The sequence below is a fragment of the Marinicellulosiphila megalodicopiae genome (assembly GCF_045862395.1).
GTDB classification, from domain to species: Bacteria; Pseudomonadota; Gammaproteobacteria; order Pseudomonadales; family Natronospirillaceae; genus Marinicellulosiphila; species Marinicellulosiphila megalodicopiae.
Genome location: NZ_AP023087.1, coordinates 1,225,510 through 1,247,529, shown reverse-complemented (window position 1 = coordinate 1,247,529; position 22,020 = coordinate 1,225,510). Strand labels below are relative to the sequence as shown.

Annotated in this window: 14 protein-coding genes, 2 tRNA genes and 1 rRNA gene; 10 read left to right on the top strand and 7 right to left on the bottom strand. The window is 38.3% G+C overall.

Going from position 1 to position 22,020, the window contains the following annotated elements:
- Window positions 1-300: 300 nt before the first annotated feature.
- From TYM08_RS05350 to TYM08_RS05335, 4 genes are all read right to left on the bottom strand, one after another.
- A tRNA-Ala gene (locus tag TYM08_RS05350) sits at window positions 301-376 on the bottom strand.
- A 130-nt stretch (window positions 377-506) separates the two neighbouring features.
- A tRNA-Ile gene (locus tag TYM08_RS05345) sits at window positions 507-583 on the bottom strand.
- A gap of 96 nt (window positions 584-679) precedes the next feature.
- Window positions 680-2,219, bottom strand: a 16S ribosomal RNA gene (locus TYM08_RS05340).
- A gap of 529 nt (window positions 2,220-2,748) precedes the next feature.
- Entirely contained in the window at window positions 2,749-4,527 is a 1,779-nt protein-coding gene (locus tag TYM08_RS05335; RefSeq protein WP_422381937.1) for a hypothetical protein, read from the bottom strand.
- 162 nt (window positions 4,528-4,689) lie between these two features.
- Here TYM08_RS05335 and TYM08_RS05330 point away from each other — a divergent pair, with 162 nt between their 5' ends.
- Both TYM08_RS05330 and TYM08_RS05325 read left to right on the top strand, forming a co-directional pair.
- Window positions 4,690-5,934 (top strand): cystathionine gamma-synthase family protein, encoded by a 1,245-nt coding sequence (locus TYM08_RS05330; RefSeq protein WP_422381936.1) that lies wholly within the window; start codon window positions 4,690-4,692, stop codon window positions 5,932-5,934.
- 6 nt (window positions 5,935-5,940) lie between these two features.
- Window positions 5,941-6,822: a J domain-containing protein gene (locus tag TYM08_RS05325; RefSeq protein WP_422381935.1), complete on the top strand. Its 882-nt coding sequence runs from the start codon at window positions 5,941-5,943 to the stop codon at window positions 6,820-6,822.
- 100 nt (window positions 6,823-6,922) lie between these two features.
- Here TYM08_RS05325 and TYM08_RS05320 read toward each other — a convergent pair whose 3' ends face one another.
- Entirely contained in the window at window positions 6,923-9,895 is a 2,973-nt protein-coding gene (locus TYM08_RS05320) for a cellulase family glycosylhydrolase (RefSeq protein WP_422381934.1), read from the bottom strand.
- A gap of 567 nt (window positions 9,896-10,462) precedes the next feature.
- Here TYM08_RS05320 and TYM08_RS05315 point away from each other — a divergent pair.
- Genes TYM08_RS05315 through TYM08_RS05305 form a run of 3 tightly spaced genes read left to right on the top strand, consistent with a single transcriptional unit; the run spans window position 10,463 to window position 13,295 of the window.
- Entirely contained in the window at window positions 10,463-11,773 is a 1,311-nt protein-coding gene (locus TYM08_RS05315) for a TRZ/ATZ family hydrolase (RefSeq protein WP_422381933.1), read from the top strand.
- A gap of 12 nt (window positions 11,774-11,785) precedes the next feature.
- Window positions 11,786-12,484, top strand: coding sequence for a bifunctional 2-polyprenyl-6-hydroxyphenol methylase/3-demethylubiquinol 3-O-methyltransferase UbiG (gene ubiG, locus TYM08_RS05310; protein WP_422381932.1), 699 nt, complete (start codon window positions 11,786-11,788; stop codon window positions 12,482-12,484).
- Window positions 12,485-12,494: 10 nt separating this feature from the next.
- Window positions 12,495-13,295: a YciK family oxidoreductase gene (locus TYM08_RS05305; RefSeq protein ID WP_422381931.1), complete on the top strand. Its 801-nt coding sequence runs from the start codon at window positions 12,495-12,497 to the stop codon at window positions 13,293-13,295.
- Window positions 13,296-13,392: 97 nt separating this feature from the next.
- Here the strand turns inward: TYM08_RS05305 and TYM08_RS05300 are convergent, their stop codons facing one another.
- A complete protein-coding gene (locus TYM08_RS05300; protein WP_422381930.1) occupies window positions 13,393-14,193 on the bottom strand; it encodes a hypothetical protein in 801 nt (266 codons plus the stop codon).
- Window positions 14,194-14,449: 256 nt separating this feature from the next.
- Complete coding sequence (locus TYM08_RS05295) at window positions 14,450-18,553, bottom strand: PKD domain-containing protein (protein ID WP_422381929.1); 4,104 nt, start codon at window positions 18,551-18,553, stop codon at window positions 14,450-14,452.
- Window positions 18,554-18,792: 239 nt separating this feature from the next.
- Between TYM08_RS05295 and TYM08_RS05290 the strand changes: the two genes are divergently transcribed.
- The 5 genes from TYM08_RS05290 to TYM08_RS05270 all read left to right on the top strand — a co-directional run bounded on the left by TYM08_RS05290 (window position 18,793) and on the right by TYM08_RS05270 (window position 22,015).
- Window positions 18,793-19,650: a 6-carboxytetrahydropterin synthase gene (locus tag TYM08_RS05290; protein ID WP_422381928.1), complete on the top strand. Its 858-nt coding sequence runs from the start codon at window positions 18,793-18,795 to the stop codon at window positions 19,648-19,650.
- A 74-nt stretch (window positions 19,651-19,724) separates the two neighbouring features.
- Window positions 19,725-21,098, top strand: coding sequence for a cysteine--tRNA ligase (gene cysS, locus TYM08_RS05285; RefSeq protein WP_422381927.1), 1,374 nt, complete (start codon window positions 19,725-19,727; stop codon window positions 21,096-21,098).
- A 15-nt stretch (window positions 21,099-21,113) separates the two neighbouring features.
- On the top strand, window positions 21,114-21,401 hold the full coding sequence (gene yidD, locus TYM08_RS05280) for a membrane protein insertion efficiency factor YidD (protein ID WP_422381926.1): 288 nt from the start codon (window positions 21,114-21,116) through the stop codon (window positions 21,399-21,401).
- On the top strand, window positions 21,394-21,591 hold the full coding sequence (locus tag TYM08_RS05275) for a Trm112 family protein (protein ID WP_425325076.1): 198 nt from the start codon (window positions 21,394-21,396) through the stop codon (window positions 21,589-21,591). The genes yidD and TYM08_RS05275 overlap by 8 nt, the downstream gene beginning before the upstream one ends.
- Before the next feature lie 13 nt (window positions 21,592-21,604).
- Window positions 21,605-22,015, top strand: a complete 411-nt coding sequence (locus tag TYM08_RS05270) for a sirohydrochlorin chelatase (protein WP_422381925.1) — start codon at window positions 21,605-21,607, stop codon at window positions 22,013-22,015.
- The last annotated feature ends 5 nt before the right edge of the window (window positions 22,016-22,020 follow it).

Below are 22,020 nucleotides of genomic sequence, written 5' to 3'. Positions count from 1 at the left end.
CTTGGTGATACTCAAGGTTTTGAGCTTTCGCTCAATCTCTCTTTTTCATTTATTACATTTTATAACGATATTTTTTCGCACAACGCTTGTATATAAACTCAGTTTTTAAATAATTGTTTCATGTAAGTGTCATAAATGGCGCTTACAGTCTTTCAATACATAAAACTTGTTTTCATTTTCCAAATTTTTAAAGAACGATACTGATAAAAAATCAGTTTTAAATAGACACTGCTTAAATGAAATTAAGCGACTTCGTATCCAGTTAAAACTGATATCTCAAATCAATAATGATATAGATAATGGTGGAGCTATGCGGGATCGAACCGCAGACCTCCTGCGTGCAAAGCAGGCGCTCTCCCAGCTGAGCTATAGCCCCATGATGGCTTTTAATTTTGCAATAATTACACAACTAAAACATCTGGTTATTTTTTTGAAGTACGAGCCAGTTAGCGAGGAAGCATAGTTTACTATGCGACGAGCTGACTAACGAAGTAATTCGAAAAAATTGGTAGGCCTGAGTGGACTTGAACCACCGACCTCACCCTTATCAGGGGTGCGCTCTAACCAGCTGAGCTACAGGCCTAGATATTCTTAGACCGAACTTTCTGGTCTAGAAAACCATTTCTCTATATCGTCAAACCAAACAATTTGTGTGAACACTGATCAAAGTCTTATCGTTTAAGGAGGTGATCCAGCCCCAGGTTCCCCTAGGGCTACCTTGTTACGACTTCACCCCAGTCATGAATCACAAAGTGGTGACCGTCCCCCCGAAGGTTAGACTAGCCACTTCTTTTGCAACCCACTCCCATGGTGTGACGGGCGGTGTGTACAAGGCCCGGGAACGTATTCACCGTGGCATTCTGATCCACGATTACTAGCGATTCCGACTTCACGCAGTCGAGTTGCAGACTGCGATCCGGACTACGAAACACTTTGAGGATTGGCGCCCCCTCGCGGGTTAGCAACCTTCTGTATGCTCCATTGTAGCACGTGTGTAGCCCTACTCGTAAGGGCCATGATGACTTGACGTCGTCCCCGCCTTCCTCCGGTTTGTCACCGGCAGTCTCCTTATAGTCCCCGACATTACTCGCTGGCAAATAAGGATAAGGGTTGCGCTCGTTACGGGACTTAACCCAACATTTCACAACACGAGCTGACGACAGCCATGCAGCACCTGTCTCAGAGTTCCCGAAGGCACTAAAGCATCTCTGCTAAATTCTCTGGATGTCAAGAGTAGGTAAGGTTCTTCGCGTTGCGTCGAATTAAACCACATGCTCCACCGCTTGTGCGGGCCCCCGTCAATTCATTTGAGTTTTAATCTTGCGACCGTACTCCCCAGGCGGTCTACTTATTGCGTTAGCTGCGCCACTAAGAAGACAAGCTTCCCAACGGCTAGTAGACATCGTTTACGGCGTGGACTACCGGGGTATCTAATCCCGTTTGCTCCCCACGCTTTCGCACCTCAGCGTCAGTATTTGTCCAGGGTGTCGCCTTCGCCACTGATGTTCCTTCAGATCTCTACGCATTTCACCGCTACACCTGAAATTCCACACCCCTCTACAATACTCTAGTATGCCAGTTTTGGATGCAGTTCCAAGGTTGAGCCCTGGGCTTTCACATCCAACTTAACATACCGCCTACGCGCGCTTTACGCCCAGTAATTCCGATTAACGCTCGGACCCTCCGTATTACCGCGGCTGCTGGCACGGAGTTAGCCGGTCCTTCTTCTTTGGTTAACGTCACGGCTAATGGCTATTAACCATCAACTTTTCCTCACCAATGAAAGTGCTTTACAACCCTAAGGCCTTCTTCACACACGCGGCATGGCTGCATCAGGCTTGCGCCCATTGTGCAATATTCCCCACTGCTGCCTCCCGTAGGAGTCTGGACCGTGTCTCAGTTCCAGTGTGGCTGATCATCCTCTCAAACCAGCTACGGATCGTCGCCTTGGTGAGCCATTACCTCACCAACTAGCTAATCCGACGCAGGCCCATCTAATAGTGTATGGCCCGAAGGTCCCATACTTTGGTCCGTAGACATTATGCGGTATTAATCCAAATTTCTCTGGGCTATCCCCCTCTATTAGGTAGGTTCCTACGCGTTACTCACCCGTCCGCCGCTCGACGCCTTCTAGCAAGCTAGAATCGTTTCCGCTCGACTTGCATGTGTTAAGCCTGCCGCCAGCGTTCAATCTGAGCCATGATCAAACTCTTCAGTTTATATCTAGATACTCATTATTATTAAAACTACTGTAAATAAAATTCACTATGTAAGCTCTAATTGAGTCAAATTTTTTGTGCCTCTCTCATAATCTACAAGTAGATCATGGAGCGGCTATTCGACTTCAACCAGTGCCCACACAAATTGTTTGGTTTAATTATTAAAGAACGTTTGCTTAACTGTTCACTTGGAGCCGTTAAGCGAGGCGCGCATTATAAAGAGTTGCAAACCTTTGTCAATATGTTTTTTAAATTTAATTTCAAATTAGATTTAAAAAATTATCAACTGAATCAATGGCTTAGAGCACTAAGTGCTTCGCTTTGATCCACCTGCGTTAACAGGGAGGCGAATAGTACGCTAATTACTTTAAAGATCAACCATTAATTTAAATTATTATCACTTAATCTCCAATAAAGCCGGAGATAATAATTTCTTATTGTGCGACCTTAATTATCATCCAAAAAAAACCCCATAATGATGGGGTTATATAATTATTTCATGATAGACTTTAAGCCTTTAACAACTACATTAAGGACATATAGTTAAACCAGAATCTGAAGTAATTAAATTTCCTTCGTCTGATATAACTATACCAAAGTCGTTAATTGTAAATTGCATAGATTCAGATCCATGATTTTTAGTCATCATCTCAACCGCCTCACTAACAGAAGGGTCATCACAAACCATTCCACCACTCATTGCAATTGCATTTTGTAATAATTCTTCTTTTGCCCATAGCTTACCTAAGTTAATTGCAACACTTAAAAAAGCATTTGGCTCTAAAGTTTCATTCACCAGTGAATTCGCAACTTTTTTACCTTGATCGCCAGAATAAACCGTTAAGAAATTATTTTTAATCGCAGCAAACAATTCAATCTCAGGCGGCAAGAACATTGATTGCAGCTGACTAGGAGTCCCGTCACCATTTAAAGGATCAAAACTTACGAACATATTACCAGCCGCCATCAAGGCCAATGATTGAGCATCATCGGTAGATACAGTAACAATTGCATCTAAGGTTTTAAGAGCTGGCATACCTTGGCTAAAATCAACATCAACATCAATAATCGAAGCGCTCAAACCCTTCACAGATCCTGCCATTGTTGCGAAAAATGCTAATTCAGAAGGCACTTCAGGAAGGAACATTTTACCCATTGCAAGCGGCATACATGTAAACTCTGTTGTTTGAATCAATTGCGTTAATTGATCCAAAGCGGATGCTAAATTAGAAACATCCACCCCAGCACCCACACTTAAAAGCGAATCTTGTGAAAATGCATTTGAACTAATATGCCCTACAAACATTTTTAAGATGTTAGTCACTTCAGGATTTAATATTTCTAAAACAACCGAACTTTTAGATTCAATTCTATTTTCAGCGAAATTTAACATTGAGTAACCTGCTATTAAACGAGGCATTGCCGAAGCTACACTCATAATATCGGCCTGACACTCAGCTGATTGAACCTGTGCAAAACTCATTTGCGATTCAGGTACATACTGCACTAACTGTTGACCCAGTTTATTAGATTGTGGGTTAACAATTGCTGATGCGATTTGCTCAAAATTAACAACCATTGCAAAGCTATCATTAAACCCATACTTTAATTTATCAGCAGAAAATGAACCTGTTGCAATTACGGACTGATCATTGAATTGATTAGTAACCAAAGCAGCAATAGAAGAAGAATCCACTTCAGCTGCTGCAAAAGTGACAGTTAAATACTGATCGGTAACTGAAAATGCAACTTTTGCTTCATCTTCAATATTTAATGTTTGAATTAATTGACCATTTAATTCAGTTTTATCAACACCTTGATCAAACTGAGTTAATAATGCATCTATTTTAGCTTGAACTTTTATTTGATCTGCAACTGAAATTTTAAAAACAGGGAACAAGCCATCCATATAAAATGCCAATTCACCATCAGTTGCAAAACCAAATTCAATGGCACCTTGCTCAGAAAATACACCAAGAAAAGTTGTAATCACAGAATCCATGATTTTTTCTTCTGATTCAGACATAGAACCAACTTCTTCTTTTAGATTTTCAAACATAGCATTCACATTAGAAGCTTTCATTGCAGCATGCATTAATTTTGTGTCACTTTTAAAATAAACCACACTATCTGATGGCACAAAATTCAAAATATTTGATTCTTTATTTGAGTCGCTTGCATCAGATTTACTTAATGCAGAATCAGCGCCTGGATTAGGATTTAAAAATGGGATAGGTAAATTCAATACCTTAGCAGCCACTAAGCCACTTAATACTACTAATAATAAAATTGCGATTTTTTTTAACATAATAATTCCCTTGAAAAGGATAAATGAACTGGGTCCTTAAAATTCACGTATTGAGGCTCCCAAATTTTAGTGTGCCAGTGTAACGATAAATAATATAAAATGCTAAAAAAAATGAATTATTTCAGCTAAGATACAACTAAATATTTAGTAATCGAGTTCATTATGGCTAAAGGCTTTACTTCCAAGATTGTTCATTTTCAATTTAAACAAGACAATCAGAATAATCATGCCTCTTATGGAAGCATTCATACTCCTATATACAATAGCGTTCCATATGGATACCAAAAAGTTGAAGACATCATCGATGTTTTTCAAGGTAAATCTAAAGGACACGCATACGCTAGGCAATCAACCCCAACTACCGACAGCTTGCAAAACTTATTAGCCATGCTTGACGATTCAATCGGCTCATTGACTTTTGCAACCGGAATGGCTGCAATTAGCGCGACGTTTTTAAGCCTACTCAAACAAGGTGATCATATAATTTGCAGCCAATATTTATTCGGCAATTCATATTCTTTTTTTACAACACTAGAAAATTTTGGAATTAATGTAAGCTTTGTAGACACAAGCCGCGTTGACGCTGTTAAAACTGCAACCACTAAACAAACTAAAATTGTATTTGTAGAAACTTTAGCCAACCCTGGAACCCAAATTCCTGACTTAGAAAATATTGGACAATTTTGCCAAGAAAATGGACTTCTATATATAGTCGATAACACAATGACATCCAGCTATTTATTTTCAGCTAAATCCGTCAATGCCCATTTAATTATTACGTCTTTATCAAAATATACCTCTGGTCATGGGAATGTGTTGGGTGGAGCAGTGAGCGACACAGGGTTATTTAATTGGGAAACCTACCCACATATATTTGAAAATTACCGCACAGGGAATTCTCAGAGTTGGGGACTGCAACAAATAAAGAAAAAATCATTGCGCGACATGGGTGGCACGCTTAGTTCCGATAGCGCATATCAAATTGCCCTTGCTAGTGAAACTATGGCGCTTCGTATGGATCGACAATGCGACAGCGCTAACAAGCTCGCCGCTTTTTTAGATTCACATCCTAAAATTAAAAAAGTGTACCATCCAAGTTTAAAAACCCACGAACAACACGAGTTTGCAAAAAAACACTTTAAACATTTTGGTGCAATATTGAGTTTTGATCTTGAAGATGATGTGGATGTCATTAAAGTATTAAATAAATTAGACATAGCAATTAATGCGACACACCTTGGTGACAATAGAACGTTAATACTTCCTATGGCACAAACGATCTTTTATGAAATGGGTCCAGAAAATCGCAAAAAAATGAACATTGGCGATAAAATGATTCGCTGTACAATTGGAATAGAAGACACTCAAGATTTGATTGATGATTTCACCCAGGCCTTAAAGGATTAAATAAATATGTCAGTAGAAAGAAATTATTACGACACTCTTGGCGTCATTGAAGACGCCGATTTAAAAGTAATTAAAGCTGCCTATAAAGCATTGGTTAGCATTTACCACCCTGATCGTAACCCCGACCCAAATTCTGCTGAAAAAATTTATGAAATCAATGAAGCCTATGATGTATTGTCGGACACAGAAAAACGTCGAGCTTATGACCTAGAACGCAATCCGAATAAACATAATGCAACCCCCACTCATTTTTCAACACAAGAACCTTTTAGTAAGGACCCTATTGAGCAAGATTGGTATGTCGCTGAAGGATTTTTTCCACTTTTGAAAACACAATTTGCGCACCTGTCAAAAATTTCATGGAACTTAGCTTTTGCATTTCGCCTAGAATTATTGGACAGTCAAAAGTTTTCAGAATCCAAACGTATTTTTAACGAAATGAAGTTTGCTTATTTATCAAAATATTTTGGAAAAAATCCTGATATTTTATGGTTTGCAGAACAGTTGATTATTAACAAGCATGTTCAAGCTGCACTTAATGTTAATAACTACATTAAAGTTATGGGCAAAAGCATTACAATTGGTTCTGTTCGCGAAAAGATCAATGAGCTTTACCCTCAAATCAATATACCCACCTCCGTATCAGTACAAGAAAAACATTTTAAAAACCTATATCGCTACGTCAAACATCCTATAAAAACAAACCAACCCCTTGCACTAGAATCCATAGAATATTTTGCTAAACACCAAAAGGCGACATTAAAAAAGAATTGGCGCGGACGGTATTCAATCCAACTTGAAAACAATAACCATAATTTTAATGACTTTAATGAGCTGACCTATTTTATTGTGGATGCATTTGAAAAAGAATATGGTTTGAGTTTTTAATTTTTTCAGCCCATAAAAAAAGCCTCAATTGAGGCTTTTTTTATGGGTAACATTTTAATTAGTACCCCTCAAAATAAAGTAACGTTGAGGGGGCTTATTATTAATAGCTACGTAATTTATTTCGCACCCATTGTCCAGAAGGCGATAAATCCGAGTTTGGATTCCAACCACCTGTCACTGATGCACCGGGCTTCAATGCAGCTGAAGACTCTTCTTTATCAATTAACGACCAATTAAACCAAGATATATTGTTAGCATCGAATAAATCTAACCACTTAGTCGTTTCATCAGCACAAATTGTATTGTCATTAGTAGTATTTGGGTAAGTTCCGTTAGTACCACCATTTGCTTGACTCATACCCCACTCTGTTGCAAATACCACAACGTTATTATCAATTGCAGATTGAACATTTGCACGAATATCGTCTTTATGTGTACAAGCATAAAAATGAATTGTGTATGCAATGTTTGGATAATTAGTGATTGGATTACGACCCGCATCATCTACTTCTTGTGACCAATTTTGAGTACCTGCAATAATCAAGTTATCAGGATCGATTGCTCGAATCGCTCGTATCACATCTTCAGCATAAGGTTTTAATACTGCATCCCAAGTTACATCTAAAGGCTCATTATAGATTTCATAAATGATATTTGGATTATCACCATAGCGACGCGCAATGTCTTCGAAAAAGGTAATTGCACTGGATTTAATATTAGCGTCTTCACCGTGATGAGTATGCCAATCGACAATCACATAAACACCTCTGTTAAGAGCAGCGTTAATCATAGTCTCTACATTAGCAAGCTCAGCTGCTTGACCACCGTCCAAATATCCAGCATCTGCATCAACACCCATTGCAGCGCGAACGGCATTTACCTTCCAGTCATCAACCAAAGTATCAACCACACCACTATTATAGAATTGTCCTGACCACTGACTCCAGAACATACTCATGCCTCGAAGTTGAACATCTTTACCACCACAACCTTTAAGCTTGTTTCCGTCAGTATAAAGATCGCCGTACATTTCTACAGGTGTACCACTTTGCGCACAAGCAGATCCAACACTTTCAACTTTTATAGTGATAGTTTCAGTAGTAGTGACCGTTCCATCGAAAACAGATAGAGACACATCATAATTACCAGCTTGATCAAAAGAATCAGAGAAATTATTTGATGTGGAATGATTATTGTTATTGATTTTCCATTGATAATCTAAATTATCACCATCTACATCGTTAACATTTGAATTAATTGAAACAATTTGTCCAACATTGACTGTTTGATTAGAGCCAATATTGACAGTTGGCGCATTGTTAGTTGGATTCGTTTGATTCGATCCAATTATTTCAATGTACTTAATTTGAATAGCTTGCTCTTTAAATAATTTTGGAGCGGTATTCGCATCAAAACCGTTTTGATTATAATTTCTATAAACTAAACGATTTTTTGTTTCAGCTACAAATGAAATAGTATTAACTGTCATATTTTTCATATCAGCCCAATTTTGGCCCACACGATTATAATTAACATCTTGCCAAAAAGTCATATCTTGAACTGGCACTTCAACTCGAATCCACTTATCCAACTGCGTAGCAACATCTAAAGTTAAATCAATAGATGCTGAGTAGGCATTATCCGAAGTTAATTGCACATCAACATGAAACTGACCATCAGTCATTTCATTAATATCGGACTGAGACATTACTGAACCGAAAGTTGCAGAAATTTCTGCAGGCGTTGGCAGCACAGAATTAGATGAATCAACAAAAATATCCATCACCAACATATTTAAATCAGCGTAAGTCGGATCATTAGGCACAATTATATTGAAACCATTCGCATGCTGCATATCCCAATCGCCGAATTTTTTAACTAAAATATTATTAAGGGTGGACTGATTATTACAATTTGCAGCATTTGAACTTAAAGAAGTCGCTATCGCATAATCACTAGGTTGTTTAGCAATTCCTGCCCACTGACCAGTTGTAGAATCAATATGATTCCAAGTATCTCCAAATGATGCCCCCGACGCACTCGTCACCGACGAATAATCACCATAAATATACGTAGGATTGACACCACAGTTAACAATCTCAAAAAGGTCATATTGCGCATAATTGTCATTCAATGATGAATAACTCTCATCACCAGCAGGCATAACAATTGTACCAAAATTTGCAACCACGGTTGTTGATGCAGACTTACCGCCTTGGTCTGTTACTACCAATGTAACAGTTTGATCACCCGTTAAATCAACCTGTGAATTATCAATATTAAATATTCTATCTCGCCCAATCTCCACCGAGTTTACTGACCAAACATAAATTAGTTGATTAACCCCTGTTGCATCATCCGTCGCTATAGCGGTTAACACATTGTTATTAAACGTTGCTGATGAAATCGTAGGCGCTGCATTTGTTGGATCAATGTCATCACCAAAATTCACGTTATTAACTGGTCGAGTTGCCGTTTTATCACCGTCACTCACTGTTAAAAGTACGGATTTTGTACCGTTAAGTGTGACAAAAGAATTATCAATATTAAATGACGCACCTCTGCCAATCACCTGTGAATCAACAGACCACTCATAACTTAATTCAGAAGAGGCAGTTTCTTTATCATAGGCGGCAGCAGTTAATAGTTTGGTATTTTGATTAAAGTTAGCAGAGCTGATAGTTGGTGCTGTATTGCCAGTATTAGATGCAGAGCCAAAATTAACATCGTGAATAGTTTCAATTGACACATTCAAGCCATCACTCACTACTAAACGAACATTATGAGTCCCACTCAGAGCAACAGTAACATCTGATAACATTAACTCAGAACCAGTTCCGATTTCTTCAGTACCTACATACCAGGTGTAAGTTAATTGATTAATTGGTGTATCAGCATCACTTACAGAAGCTATGAATTGGCCATTAGTAAATGTAGCATCCATCACAACTGGAGATGAATTCGTCTGATTTGTATTGGTTTGAGTCTCTGTATCGTCACCACTAAAAGGAAGTGAATCACAGCTTGCTAGCAAAAGTGCTACACAAGATGCTGTCGCTATATGCTTAATCATAATATTGCCTTCTTTATAAATATCACTCCATTCTATTATAAAGGGGGGTTTTCAAGCAATTTCACGCAATGAGAAAAATAAGATATAAACCGTTCAAATGTCTGAATTCAACAATAATTAGTAACAATCCCAAGCTTACTTAAATCATACATACTCATAATATAAGGGGAACCTTCAAAATCATTGCAACAATATGCAACCACTAAACATCAATCATTACCCATTTTTATTAATTTCAAAAAATAAAATTTGATAAATAACATAAAAAAAATTTAAAATTTATTCTCACAATGTCAATATTAAAAAACCCGAATCCCATCACAACTTAGACGATTACTCCTTATATTTTCATTTTTTTTGTAAACAACCATATTAATTACAGTTATGAGAGTACCATCACATAAATCCCTCATTAACTTTACACCTAACTCGACGTTTTTTATGAATCCAAACCAGTTTCTATCTATATTGGCTTAGATTCTTTCATGATACTTAAGAAAAAATACTTCATTTTTTGTCGGTATTTCCAGTATTATTTGCGCCATTTAATACAAAGCAGACACTCTAATGAAAGACGCCGAGCTAATCATTCAAACTAACTACATTGTTACTGTTAATTCAGAATTTGATATCCTCAAAAACCACTGTTTAATTATCAACCAAGGCATCATTGAAGCGATTTTGCCAAACGAGCAAACCCAATACACCTCAAACACCATTGTTGATAAAACCAAACACATTGTGATGCCTGGGCTAATTAATGCACATAATCATGCAGCTATGAGTTTGCTTCGAGGCTACGCAGACGACCTTCCTCTATTCACTTGGCTTAACGAACACATTTGGCCAGCAGAAGGTAAATGGGTAAACGATGAGTTTGTGTATACAGGCACACAGTTGGCCATAGCAGAAATGCTTAAAGGCGGGACGACGACTTTCAGTGATCAGTATTTCTTTGCAGAAGATTGTGCAAAAGCCGTAGACCAGTCAGGCATTCGTGCGCAAATTGCCCCGCCTGTTATCGACTTTCCAAACAACTGGGCCAAAGACGCGCAAGACCATATTCAAAAAACACTATCTTTAGCAGACCAATACAAATCGCATGATCGAATCCAAATCGCCTTCGGACCTCATGCACCTTACACAGTAAGTGACCAACCACTTACTGATATTTTAGAATTAAGTAAACAGCATAATTTACCGATTCAAATGCACATTCATGAGACCGAGTTTGAAGTAAATGACGCCATGGAAAAATCAGGCAAACGCCCGATTGAGCGCTTAAAAGATTTGGGTTTATTAAACTCAAACCTACAAGCGGTGCATGTGACACAACTTAATGCCCAAGAAATATCATGGTTTGCTGAGCATAACGTGCATATTGTGCACTGCCCTGAAAGCAATTTAAAACTGGCCTCCGGCATGTGCCCGGTATTTGATTTATTAGAAGCAGGCGTCAACGTGTGTTTAGGCACCGACGGCGCGGCCAGCAATAACAATTTAGACATGTTCAGCGAAATGCGCACTGGCGCATTATTAGCAAAAGGCGTCAGTAAAAACGCAACGGCCGTGTCAGCAAGACAAGCGATCGAAATGGCCACCATAAATGGGGCGAAAGCTTTACAAATGGATGCTAAAATAGGCAGCTTAGAAATTGGCAAACAAGCCGACCTGTGTATTATTGACACCCAAAGCCTCAACCATGCCCCAATGTACAACATAGCATCGGCACTGGTTTACAATACGTCAGCACATCAAGTCAGCGACGTGTATGTAAATGGCGTGTGTTTAATGCAGAACAACACCCTATTAAGTATTGATGAGCCATCATTAATGCAAACAGTATTAAGCTGGCAAGATAAGCTCAGCCAACAATAGAAGAGAATAAACATGACTACCAATGTCGATGAACATGAAATAGAAAAATTCTCCGCATTAGCCAGCCGCTGGTGGGACCCTCAAAGCGAATTTAAACCGTTACATGATTTAAATCCTGTGCGTGTCGCTTATATTGATTCCCAAGTCGACCTAACAGGCAAAACCGTTTTAGACATAGGTTGTGGTGGCGGCATTTTAACCGAAAGCCTAGCCAAACGCGCCAAGCAAGTAAAAGGCATCGACATGGCAAAAGCCTCATTAGATGTCGCGCAATTACACGCACTAAGCGAGCAAGTCGACAACATCGACTACGAGCACATTCGCGCTGAAGACTTAGCAGAACGTGAGCCACAACAATACGATGTAATTTGCGCCATGGAAATGCTAGAACACGTACCCGATCCTCAATCGATCATTAATGCGGTTCGTGCACTTTTAAAACCTGGCGGCACGGTTTTTTTCTCTACCATTAATCGTAATCCTAAGTCGTATTTATTAGCGGTATTAGGTGCAGAATACGTTTTAAAATTAGTCCCTAAAGGCACACACGATTATAAAAAGTTCATCAAACCGTCAGAGCTTTCAAGCATGGCGCGTGTTGCCAAATTACAATGCATCGACACTAAAGGCATGCATTATCATCCTTTATTTAAGACGTTTGATTTAGGCGACAACGTTGACGTAAATTATTTAATGACATGCAAAGGTTAAGGGAAAATACATGAGCGAATTTTACCAACAACTTTTAAGTCAAACTAATCAAAAAAGTTTTTTTAATAATCAACAAGCCGTAAACGGTAAAGTGATTGTGATTACTGGTGCCTCAGATGGCATCGGCAAACAACTGAGTATCGACTTTGCCAAACGTGGCGCAACGGTCATTATGCTTGGACGCACACAAAAAAAACTAGAAGCCATTTACGATTTAATTATTGAACAAGGCGGCACTGAGCCTGTTTTATTACCGATTGATTTTAAAAAATTAGATGACAATCAAGCCTTAACTATTTTTGAAGCCATTGGTGAGCAGTTTGAAAAAGTTGATTCATTGATACATTGTGCTGGCGTATTGGGTCAACAAACTCCAATTAGTAATATCCATTTATCAAGCTGGCAACAGGTTATGCAAACCAATGTTGAGGGCGCATTTTTATTAACTAAACACGCATTGAGCTTATTAAATAACACACCAGATAGCAGTATAATTTTTAATACATCCAGTGTAGGTAATCAAGGTCGTGCATATTGGGGGGCGTACAGCGTCAGTAAATTTGCCATTGAAGGCTTTGCTCAAGTATTAAATGATGAGTTAGAAAATACGACAAGTACAAAAGTATTTACAGTTAACCCAGGAGCGACACGCACAAACATGCGCGTACAAGCCTACCCTAGCGAAAATCCATCTTCGGTAAAACCGCCAAGTACATTAACAGCTATTTATGGTTTGTTAGTGAATAATACTCAACGTGGTTACGATTCTATTCGATTTAATGCGGATGATTTTTTAACTGAAGAATTGTAAATTTAAAATATAGGTCTAACATTTTATATCAAAAAATTTGAATTGCTGATCAACAAAATAATTATAATATCGATCAGCATTTCTGTTACTAAATGAACTAAGACTCTTTAAACTCCACTTTATAATTACCCAACCCAACATATTCAATGTCGGTTTTTTTATCAAAATCCACCTCAACAATTCCTGCAAACGATCCAGTAGTAAACGCATCGCCCTTTTTAAATGACGTACCACGTTTACTCATAAAATCAATCGCCCAATACACAGGTAATTGCGGTAACGCATTGGGATGTTTACCCTCAAATATTTGCTCATTTATTTCACCATTTTTATCAATTTGTTTAAACGACAATGAAATAACATTGGCTTTAAAGGCTAATGCTTTATCAATTTGTGGCCCAATAAACAAACCTTGATTCACCAAACAGTCTGCAAGCATTTCAGGAAAACTGACATCCGTATCATCAGCAAAGCGTTTTTGCATTAACTCTAACGCCATATGAGCAGAGCCAATTGCATCATTTATTTCACCTTTTGAATACCCTAACGCTTTTGCTGGTAAATCTTTATTTAAAACAAACGCAATTTCAGGTTCAACCTTCGCCTTAGCGTCATCACACATCAATTTGCACTGATCGCCTGTTTGAACAGTATCAGAAAAAATAGGCGCAATAATTATTTTGTCAGCATTGATCGGCAACAAACATTTCCATGCATTTGCTTTAATATTTTTTTGTTCGCAAAGCGTAATCATTGCTTGATGTATATCAAGGGCATCTTCAATATTGTTAGGCTTAATATTATTTGGCAAACCATTCGCTTTAGTTCCAGCTACCCTACGGGCTAATAATTGTTTGGCGGCTTGAATAAATTTTGTGTCGATTATTTGTTCTGGCATAAAAGTTACCTATCACTTTGTTTCAAATTGTTTCAAAAAATTGTATTCATGCACTTTACCTTTTTGATAAGTCTTTGAACATCAAATATAAATCTATACCTAAAAATAAAAATTATAAAAAGCAATAACGAGCGGTTTCGTTACGAAAAAAAAATACGCTGTTATAAAAGAATTGATAAACAGTTGATGCAATAAAAAAGGCCAACCTCAATTGAGATTGACCTTTTTTATTATTTTTAAAAGTTAGATCAATAGCTTAAAAATTAATATCAACTAACTTAGTTTTATATTTAGTTGTATACCCATCATCAACTGTTAATTTAATAACATATTGGCGAGCGGTTACATATGTGTGGGTAGGATTCGCTTGAGTTTGGGTTTCAAAATCACCAAATTCCCATAAATACGTTAATGTCGCATTTTCTGGATCAAAACTTTTATTAATGACTGTCACCGTGTCACCAGTGACGCTTACGTCAAAATCTGCAACCGGCGGCTGATTTTTAGTTGAGTCCATATCTGCTTCGACCAAACGAATTAGGTTTTGCCACTTTTCCCAATTGTCAGTCCCAATTGCATTATTACCTTCGTGACCACCAGATTGACCTGTTGGAAATTCATATAATGAGGTTGCTCCTCTTTTAGCTAATTGTTCCCTAAAATCACTATCCCAATCAGTCATATCATTTCGGTTAATAAATGGATGTGAATCAGTGTGGCATGTGCTTGCACAGGATGTTATAGATGCCATTTCAAACATTTCAATATCATAATCTCGATCAATTGTACCAACGTTTGGTGTAATTGATTCATTCTCTGTGGTATACACTTTTGCATCACTAACCGTTAATTGAGCGGTAATTTCTTCAGTATTGGTTGCTTCGTAATAAAATTTTGATCCGTAAAAAACATCACCCGTTGATAAGATCCAAGTGAAATTTAAAGTGTCATCGGTGTCTGAGTCAAAGGAATTTTGTCCGTTAAATAAAATGTATTGCCCTGCTTGCACTGAAGTTAGAATTACTGCGACAGGCACTTCATTTGCATTTTGATCAATCATAACCATGACATCTTCGCTAAATGAATCGGTTTTACCTCCGTCATCTTCTACGGTGAGCGAGATTGTATAAGTTCCTTCAGCATTGAATGTATAATCCACCATACTGCCATTAAACGTTTTGCCATCTATAAACCATCGATAACTGACCACTTCTCCATCTTGGTCGGATGACATTGTCGCATCTAAAGAAACGTTCATAAAGTTTTGCGTCATCACAAAGCTGGCTATTGGTTTGTAATTACTAGGTGCGGAAATGGAAACGTTTTTTGTTATTGTGTCTTCTAAACCAAATTCATCACGCACAGTTAGTTTAACAGCATAGGTATTTGCAAACTTAAACGTGTAGTCGACGATTACCCCTGTTGGGTTTTGTCCGTTGAATTGCCAAATGTACTCTAGATCATCGTCATCCTCATCACTGGAAGTACTCGCATCTAAATGCATGTCAAATCCATCGGTTGATGAAACAAATCGAGCCACAGGCGGATGATTTATTTGTTCTACAATAATTGTTTGGCTGTCCTGGTCGGTTAACCCACCGTCATCTGTCACTGTCATTTGCACTTCATAACTGCCAGTTTGAGTAATTGGGTGGGTAGCATTCACCCCCGAATAAGTTTGCCCATCTACCGAATAGACATAAGTTAAAGGATTCATTTCAGGGTCCGTGGAACCAGATCCATTTAAAAGTAAATTCGACCCCTCTAATGTCACTTCTAATAAGGCTAATGGTGCTTGATTTTCCACTGTGGACTCAGTCACCTGTATAGAACCTGTGACGCTATCAGTCAAATTACCATCACTTACCATTAGGGCGAATGCATAAGTACCAGCTTGTGCAAAAGCATGATCGACAATTGCATCATTATAAATAACACCGTCAATGTCCCACACAAAAGTCAATGGATCATTTTGTGCATCGTCTGAATCACTTGCATCAAAATTCACATTTAAATCGTTGGGCGTTAGTGAATAAATCCCTCGCGGGGCGGTATTTTTTGGGTCATCTGTAACCGTTACCGATTGTGTTTTACTACTTGTAAATTCAGCATCACTTACATTTAATATCACATCAAATGTGCCGGCTTGTGAAAATTGTAAAATAGCTGAACGACCTGTTAATGTTTGATTGTCATAGACCCATTGATAACTCAATGAATCGCCATTTTCGTCATAAGATGAACTGGCATCAACAGCAACATATAAATCAACTTGATTTGCAATCACAAAGTCCGCAACCGGTGCCCGGTTGATATTACTCCAAATAATTTTTGTTTGATCCACATATTCAAACCAGTAATCACGCAATTGAGGCAAAAATTCAAAAACAAATCCACCATCATGAGTAAACTGCCCATTTGGCTTACCCTTTAAATGAATATCGCCATTAAAATCTAATTCAAAATACGCAAACACACCGTTTTGTAATGAAACAGGTGTGACATCTGCAAAACTCAAGTTGTTATCTTGCATAGGCGATTCACCATGGCAATTAATACAACCTAATCCATCAATCACATCGGTTGCCATTTTTTGTGACAATTCATTATAAGAGAGTGTTTCTAAAGCGATGGTGATTTCTTGAGAAACCAACGCACTATTACCTTGATCGTCACTGACTGTTAACTCAATGATATATTCACCTTGTTGGTCATAGATAAATTCAAAACTGATGACATCATTGATCATGGTGGATTCACCCATTGACCAAGAATACGTCATGGCATCATTTTCAGGATCAGTGGTTGCGCTTGCATCTAACGATATTACATAGCCCTGTTGAACCAATTCAAACTTAACATTAGGTGATTCATTAATTGAAAAATCAATCACCTTAACTGTAACATCCTGATCACCAAAAGAGTCAGTCACTGTCAGACTTACTTCATAGGCAATGGATTCAGAGAATGCATGAATCGGCGAGTTTTCTTGCGAGTTTTGTTCATCTCCAAATGTCCATAAATACGTCAATACATCGCCATCCATATCTTGACTTAAATTTGAAAATTCTACGGTTTGATCCGTCTTTACAAAATTAAAATCTGCAACGGGTTTGGTATTAATCACCGTGACATTTTGAGTGATTCTGTCCTGATTGTTTGTAGGTTGCCCATCATCCACAATAAGTGTAATGGTGTAACTGCCTGGCGCGGAATAAGTGTATTCAAACTCAGAATTTTGAGAGGTTTGGCTGACAGAATCATCCCCAAAATCCCATGTATAACTTAGAACATCCCCGTCTAAATCAACTGAATCGGATGCATCTAAACTGACTAATCGATTTGACAATGACAATTCAAAAGCGGCTTCTGGCATTTGATTAATACGAGTATCGGTTTGAGTATTGGTAGAAGTATCAGTGATTGTAGAGGAATCGGTATTAGTATTAGTTTCGGTATTAGTATCTGTGTTAGTTTGCGTATCGATAACGGGGGCGCTGCTGAACACCGCAACACTTTTATTATAAATATCACTATTACCCACTGAGTCTGTGACTGTTAAAGACACTAGATACGGCTGTGCATTATATTCTTCATAAGTATGAGTAAATTGGATTTGATCAGAGATACTCCCATCGCCTAAATCCCACAAATAGGTCAATTCATCATCGTCAGCATCTACTGACAAGCTGGCATCAAAACTGACTGTTTTGTCATCCACTTCACTAGTAAATTCTGCACTTGGAGCATGATTACCATTTGCTATATCCACTAACTGGCGTTGACGTATGGTTTTCTGCGCCCCAAAACTATCTTTCACTGTTAAGCTAATTTGATAATCTCCCGTTAACGCATACACATGACTCACTTTTACGCCTTGCTGCACAGGAGATTCATCGCCAAATTGCCAACTGAAGGTCAAATCAGAAAATTCATCATCTCGATCAGAAGATTCAGATGCATCTAAATAAACCGTACCATCTTGATAATCAATCGTAAAAGAAGGCTCAGGCTTCGTATTTAATACATTAACCAAACGTGTGACAGTGTCTGTTTGGTGTTTATCATCAGTGACACGAAGCTTAACAGTAAAGGTTCCGTAGGTTCTAAAAGTATGAAAAACAGCAGATGACGACGACTCCAGTCCATCGCCAAAGTCCCATGTAAATTGTAATTGCTTACCTTCTGGGTCAATAGACGAAGAAGGATCAAAATAAAATTGTCTCGGTCCATCTTTGGCAACTGCTGTAAAAGCAGCTAATGGTGCTTTATTTACACCGCCACTTCCTTTTAAGGAAAGATCGCAACTTGAGAAAAATAAAGATACAGAAATTAATGAAATACAGGCTCGTTTTAACATAACTTAGACCTAATTATACAAATTTAAAAATATCTCCATTCTATCAACCTCTGAGTGTTTACCTATAGTGTATTTCGACAAAAATGTGACTCATCCCTGATGCAGTACACAAAACTACAACAATCCTTACAATAATTGACGAATATACGTCATCACATACTGCCCCTTATTAAAAAACCATCGCGACAAAGCAAAGAAATTGGTAGAATACGCGCCCTTTAAATAATCCGATTTTGCCCATGTCCACCTTATTTGTAGATCTGCTCACCGTAATCGATTTTTGTTATTTTGACCGCCAGCGTGGCGTCATTGGTGAAAGCTGGATCGTAGATGTAAAATTATTTGGCGAGTTAAACGACGAAGGCATGGTATTTGACTTTGGCCACGTTAAAAAACAAATTAAACAAGCCATCGACTCTGGCATTGACCATAAACTGGTTGTGCCTGTTCAAGCTGAAGGGTTAAGCATTGTTGAAAAAGATGACGAGATTTTTATCGAACATCACCACAATGGCGTGCTGACATTAAAATACCAATCGCCTCGCGAGGCTGTGTATTTAATAGAATCGAAAGACGTACAGATCAAAACCGTTGAACGCATGTTAGAAGAATATCTCAACACGTTAATGCCAAGTAACGTCAAACGCGTTGAAATTAAATTACGTTGCGAAGACATTCCAACGGATTTTTATCATTACGCACACGGTTTGAAAAAACACCTCGGCGATTGTCAGCGTATTGCCCATGGTCATCGCAGTAAAATCGAAGTGAATATTGATCAAAAACGAAATAGCGATGCTGAAAATTTAGTCGCCACGTGGTTTCACGATATTTACATCGGCACCCAAGAAGACATCAAATCTACGTTTGAGCAAGACGGACAATCATTTTATGAATTTGCCTATGAAGCCGAACAGGGTTTCTTCAGTATTTGCTTAAACCAAAACCGCTGTCATTTAATGCAAACAGACACAACGGTTGAATTAATTGCGCAACATTTATGTGATTTACTTGGTGAGCAATACCCAAATGACGACATTTTAGTGAAAGCATTTGAAGGCGTGCAAAAAGGCGCAATATCACAAATCATCCGCTGATCACAATCAGATCAACGATGATTACTATTTATAAACACATTTACCATTCACACCTATAAAACTGAAAATAAAACATGACACAGATAAAACTATACAACAGCGCAAGCAAGCAAAAAGAAGTATTCACACCTATCGATGCAAACAACATCACCATGTATGTATGTGGCCCAACGGTTTATAACTTCATTCATTTTGGTAATGCACGTCCTGCGGTAATTTTTGACTGTCTATTTCGTGTTTTAAACAGTGCGTACCCTAAAGTAACTTACGCTCGTAACATCACCGATGTGGATGACAAAATTAATGCAGCAGCGGCTGAGCAAGATCTAGACATCTACGAATTTGCTCAAACCTACACCACTGCATACCAAGAAGACATGGCAAACTTGGGTAACTTACCCCCTACATTAGAGCCAAAAGCTACCGACCATATTCAAGAAATGTTAGACATTACTCAGTCGTTAATCGACAAAGGTTATGCCTACGAAAGTGAAGGACACGCATTGTTTGATGTTACGGCACATAACGAATACGGCAACTTATCTAACCGTGACTTAGACGACATGCAAGCCGGTGCGCGTGTTGAAGTAGCAAGCTATAAAAAACACCCGATGGATTTCGTATTATGGAAACCATCAGAAAAAGGCACCACTGGTTGGGACAGCCCGTTTGGTTTTGGCCGTCCAGGCTGGCACACAGAATGTGTTGCCATGATCAACAAGCACTTAGGTAAAACCATTGATATTCATGGTGGCGGACGCGATTTATTATTCCCTCATCACGAGAACGAACAAATTCAAGGCATGTGCTGCCAAAGTGAACCCCAAGATTACGTCAATTACTGGTTACACAACGGCATGTTAAATATCGACGGCGTAAAAATGTCTAAATCATTAGGCAACTTTATTACGGTACGTGATTTATTAGAACAGCACGATGGTGAGTTGTTACGCTTTGCATTATTAACCTCTCACTACCGCACCACCCTTAACTGGACAAAAGATTTATTAACGCAATCGCAACAAGCATTAGATAAATTTTACGGCACATTACGTGACACTCAAGATATTGAAGCAAGCACAAGTGACATTACCACCAACCCAGTAGCAATAGCATTATTTGATGACATCAACACACCACAAGCCATTGCGGCCATGCATCAATTAAGTACTGACCTGAATAAAAAACAAGGCGACACAGCATTATTAAAAGCTCAGTTTTTACAAGGCGCGCAATTGATGGGCATATTAACCACAGAAGTAGACAGTTACTTTAAGTCCGGTGACGGCATTGATGAAGCAACGATTTTAGACTTAATAGAACAACGCAAAGAAGCTAAAAAAGCCAAAGATTTTGCCAAGTCTGATGAAATTCGTGATGACTTATTGGCCCAAGGCGTAGAAATCAAAGACACCCGCGAAGGTGTAATTTGGCAGCGCGTTAGATAATTTAAGAGAGTTCACATGAACCCAATAAACTGGCTGTTAATTAAATTGATTCGGTTTTATCAATTATTTATCAGCCCGTTATTGGGTAAAAATTGTCGTTACGAACCAACCTGCTCTGCATACAGCATAGAAGCATTAAAAGAGCACGGAGCCATCAAAGGCAGCTACTTAAGCACTAAGCGTATTTTAAGTTGTCACCCATGGGGTGGAAGTGGATATGATCCAGTTCCTAAAAACTTACGTAAACAAGCTGAATGTGAAAAACATTCATGCGAATCACACAAGAGAGATTCCAATGATTAATAAGCAACTTTTAACGATTTTGGCCTGCCCTGTTTCAAAAGCACCGCTCACTTTAAGCGCCGATGAAACAGAATTACTATGCACATCAAGTCGTTTAGCTTATCCAATAAAAGACGGTATTCCAGTATTGCTTGAAGAACAAGCGCGTAAAATTGAACTGGAAGAGTACGAACAATTGAAAAAAGCATAAAAACAGGACAACTATGAACCAGTCGACTACGACCCAGCCAACAATGACCCAGTCAACAATGAATGGTCTAATCTGGATTGCCCATGGCAGTAAACGCGTTGAGTCTAATCAAGCAGTCGCTGACTTGGTAGAACGTGTAGCACCACAGTTAACAAACAAATTTGATTTAATATTACCTGCCTTTTTAGAATTAACCGATCCTAAAATTGAAGCACAGGCTGAAGTATTAATAAAAAAAGGCTGCAAAAAAATTACATTATTTCCATATTTTTTAGCACCGGGTCACCACTTAGTGAGCGACCTACCAAAGATTCAACAACAATTACAAACACGCTTTGTAGATTGTGACGTTGAATTAATAGAACACCTAGCCGAATTAAAAGATTGGGATGCTTTTTTAGTCAACGCATTACAATCCGATTAAAAAAA

Bases quoted from the DNA above. Each gene is read 5' to 3' on its own strand.
- TYM08_RS05335 (WP_422381937.1), bottom strand. From the start codon at position 4,527: ATGTTAAAAAAAATCGCAATTTTATTATTAGTAGTATTAAGTGGCTTA.
- TYM08_RS05330 (WP_422381936.1), top strand. From the start codon at position 4,690: ATGGCTAAAGGCTTTACTTCCAAGATTGTTCATTTTCAATTTAAACAA.
- TYM08_RS05325 (WP_422381935.1), top strand. From the start codon at position 5,941: ATGTCAGTAGAAAGAAATTATTACGACACTCTTGGCGTCATTGAAGAC.
- TYM08_RS05320 (WP_422381934.1), bottom strand. From the start codon at position 9,895: ATGATTAAGCATATAGCGACAGCATCTTGTGTAGCACTTTTGCTAGCA.
- TYM08_RS05315 (WP_422381933.1), top strand. From the start codon at position 10,463: ATGAAAGACGCCGAGCTAATCATTCAAACTAACTACATTGTTACTGTT.
- ubiG (WP_422381932.1), top strand. From the start codon at position 11,786: ATGACTACCAATGTCGATGAACATGAAATAGAAAAATTCTCCGCATTA.
- TYM08_RS05305 (WP_422381931.1), top strand. From the start codon at position 12,495: ATGAGCGAATTTTACCAACAACTTTTAAGTCAAACTAATCAAAAAAGT.
- TYM08_RS05300 (WP_422381930.1), bottom strand. From the start codon at position 14,193: ATGCCAGAACAAATAATCGACACAAAATTTATTCAAGCCGCCAAACAA.
- TYM08_RS05295 (WP_422381929.1), bottom strand. From the start codon at position 18,553: ATGTTAAAACGAGCCTGTATTTCATTAATTTCTGTATCTTTATTTTTC.
- TYM08_RS05290 (WP_422381928.1), top strand. From the start codon at position 18,793: ATGTCCACCTTATTTGTAGATCTGCTCACCGTAATCGATTTTTGTTAT.
- cysS (WP_422381927.1), top strand. From the start codon at position 19,725: ATGACACAGATAAAACTATACAACAGCGCAAGCAAGCAAAAAGAAGTA.
- yidD (WP_422381926.1), top strand. From the start codon at position 21,114: ATGAACCCAATAAACTGGCTGTTAATTAAATTGATTCGGTTTTATCAA.
- TYM08_RS05275 (WP_425325076.1), top strand. From the start codon at position 21,394: ATGATTAATAAGCAACTTTTAACGATTTTGGCCTGCCCTGTTTCAAAA.
- TYM08_RS05270 (WP_422381925.1), top strand. From the start codon at position 21,605: ATGAACCAGTCGACTACGACCCAGCCAACAATGACCCAGTCAACAATG.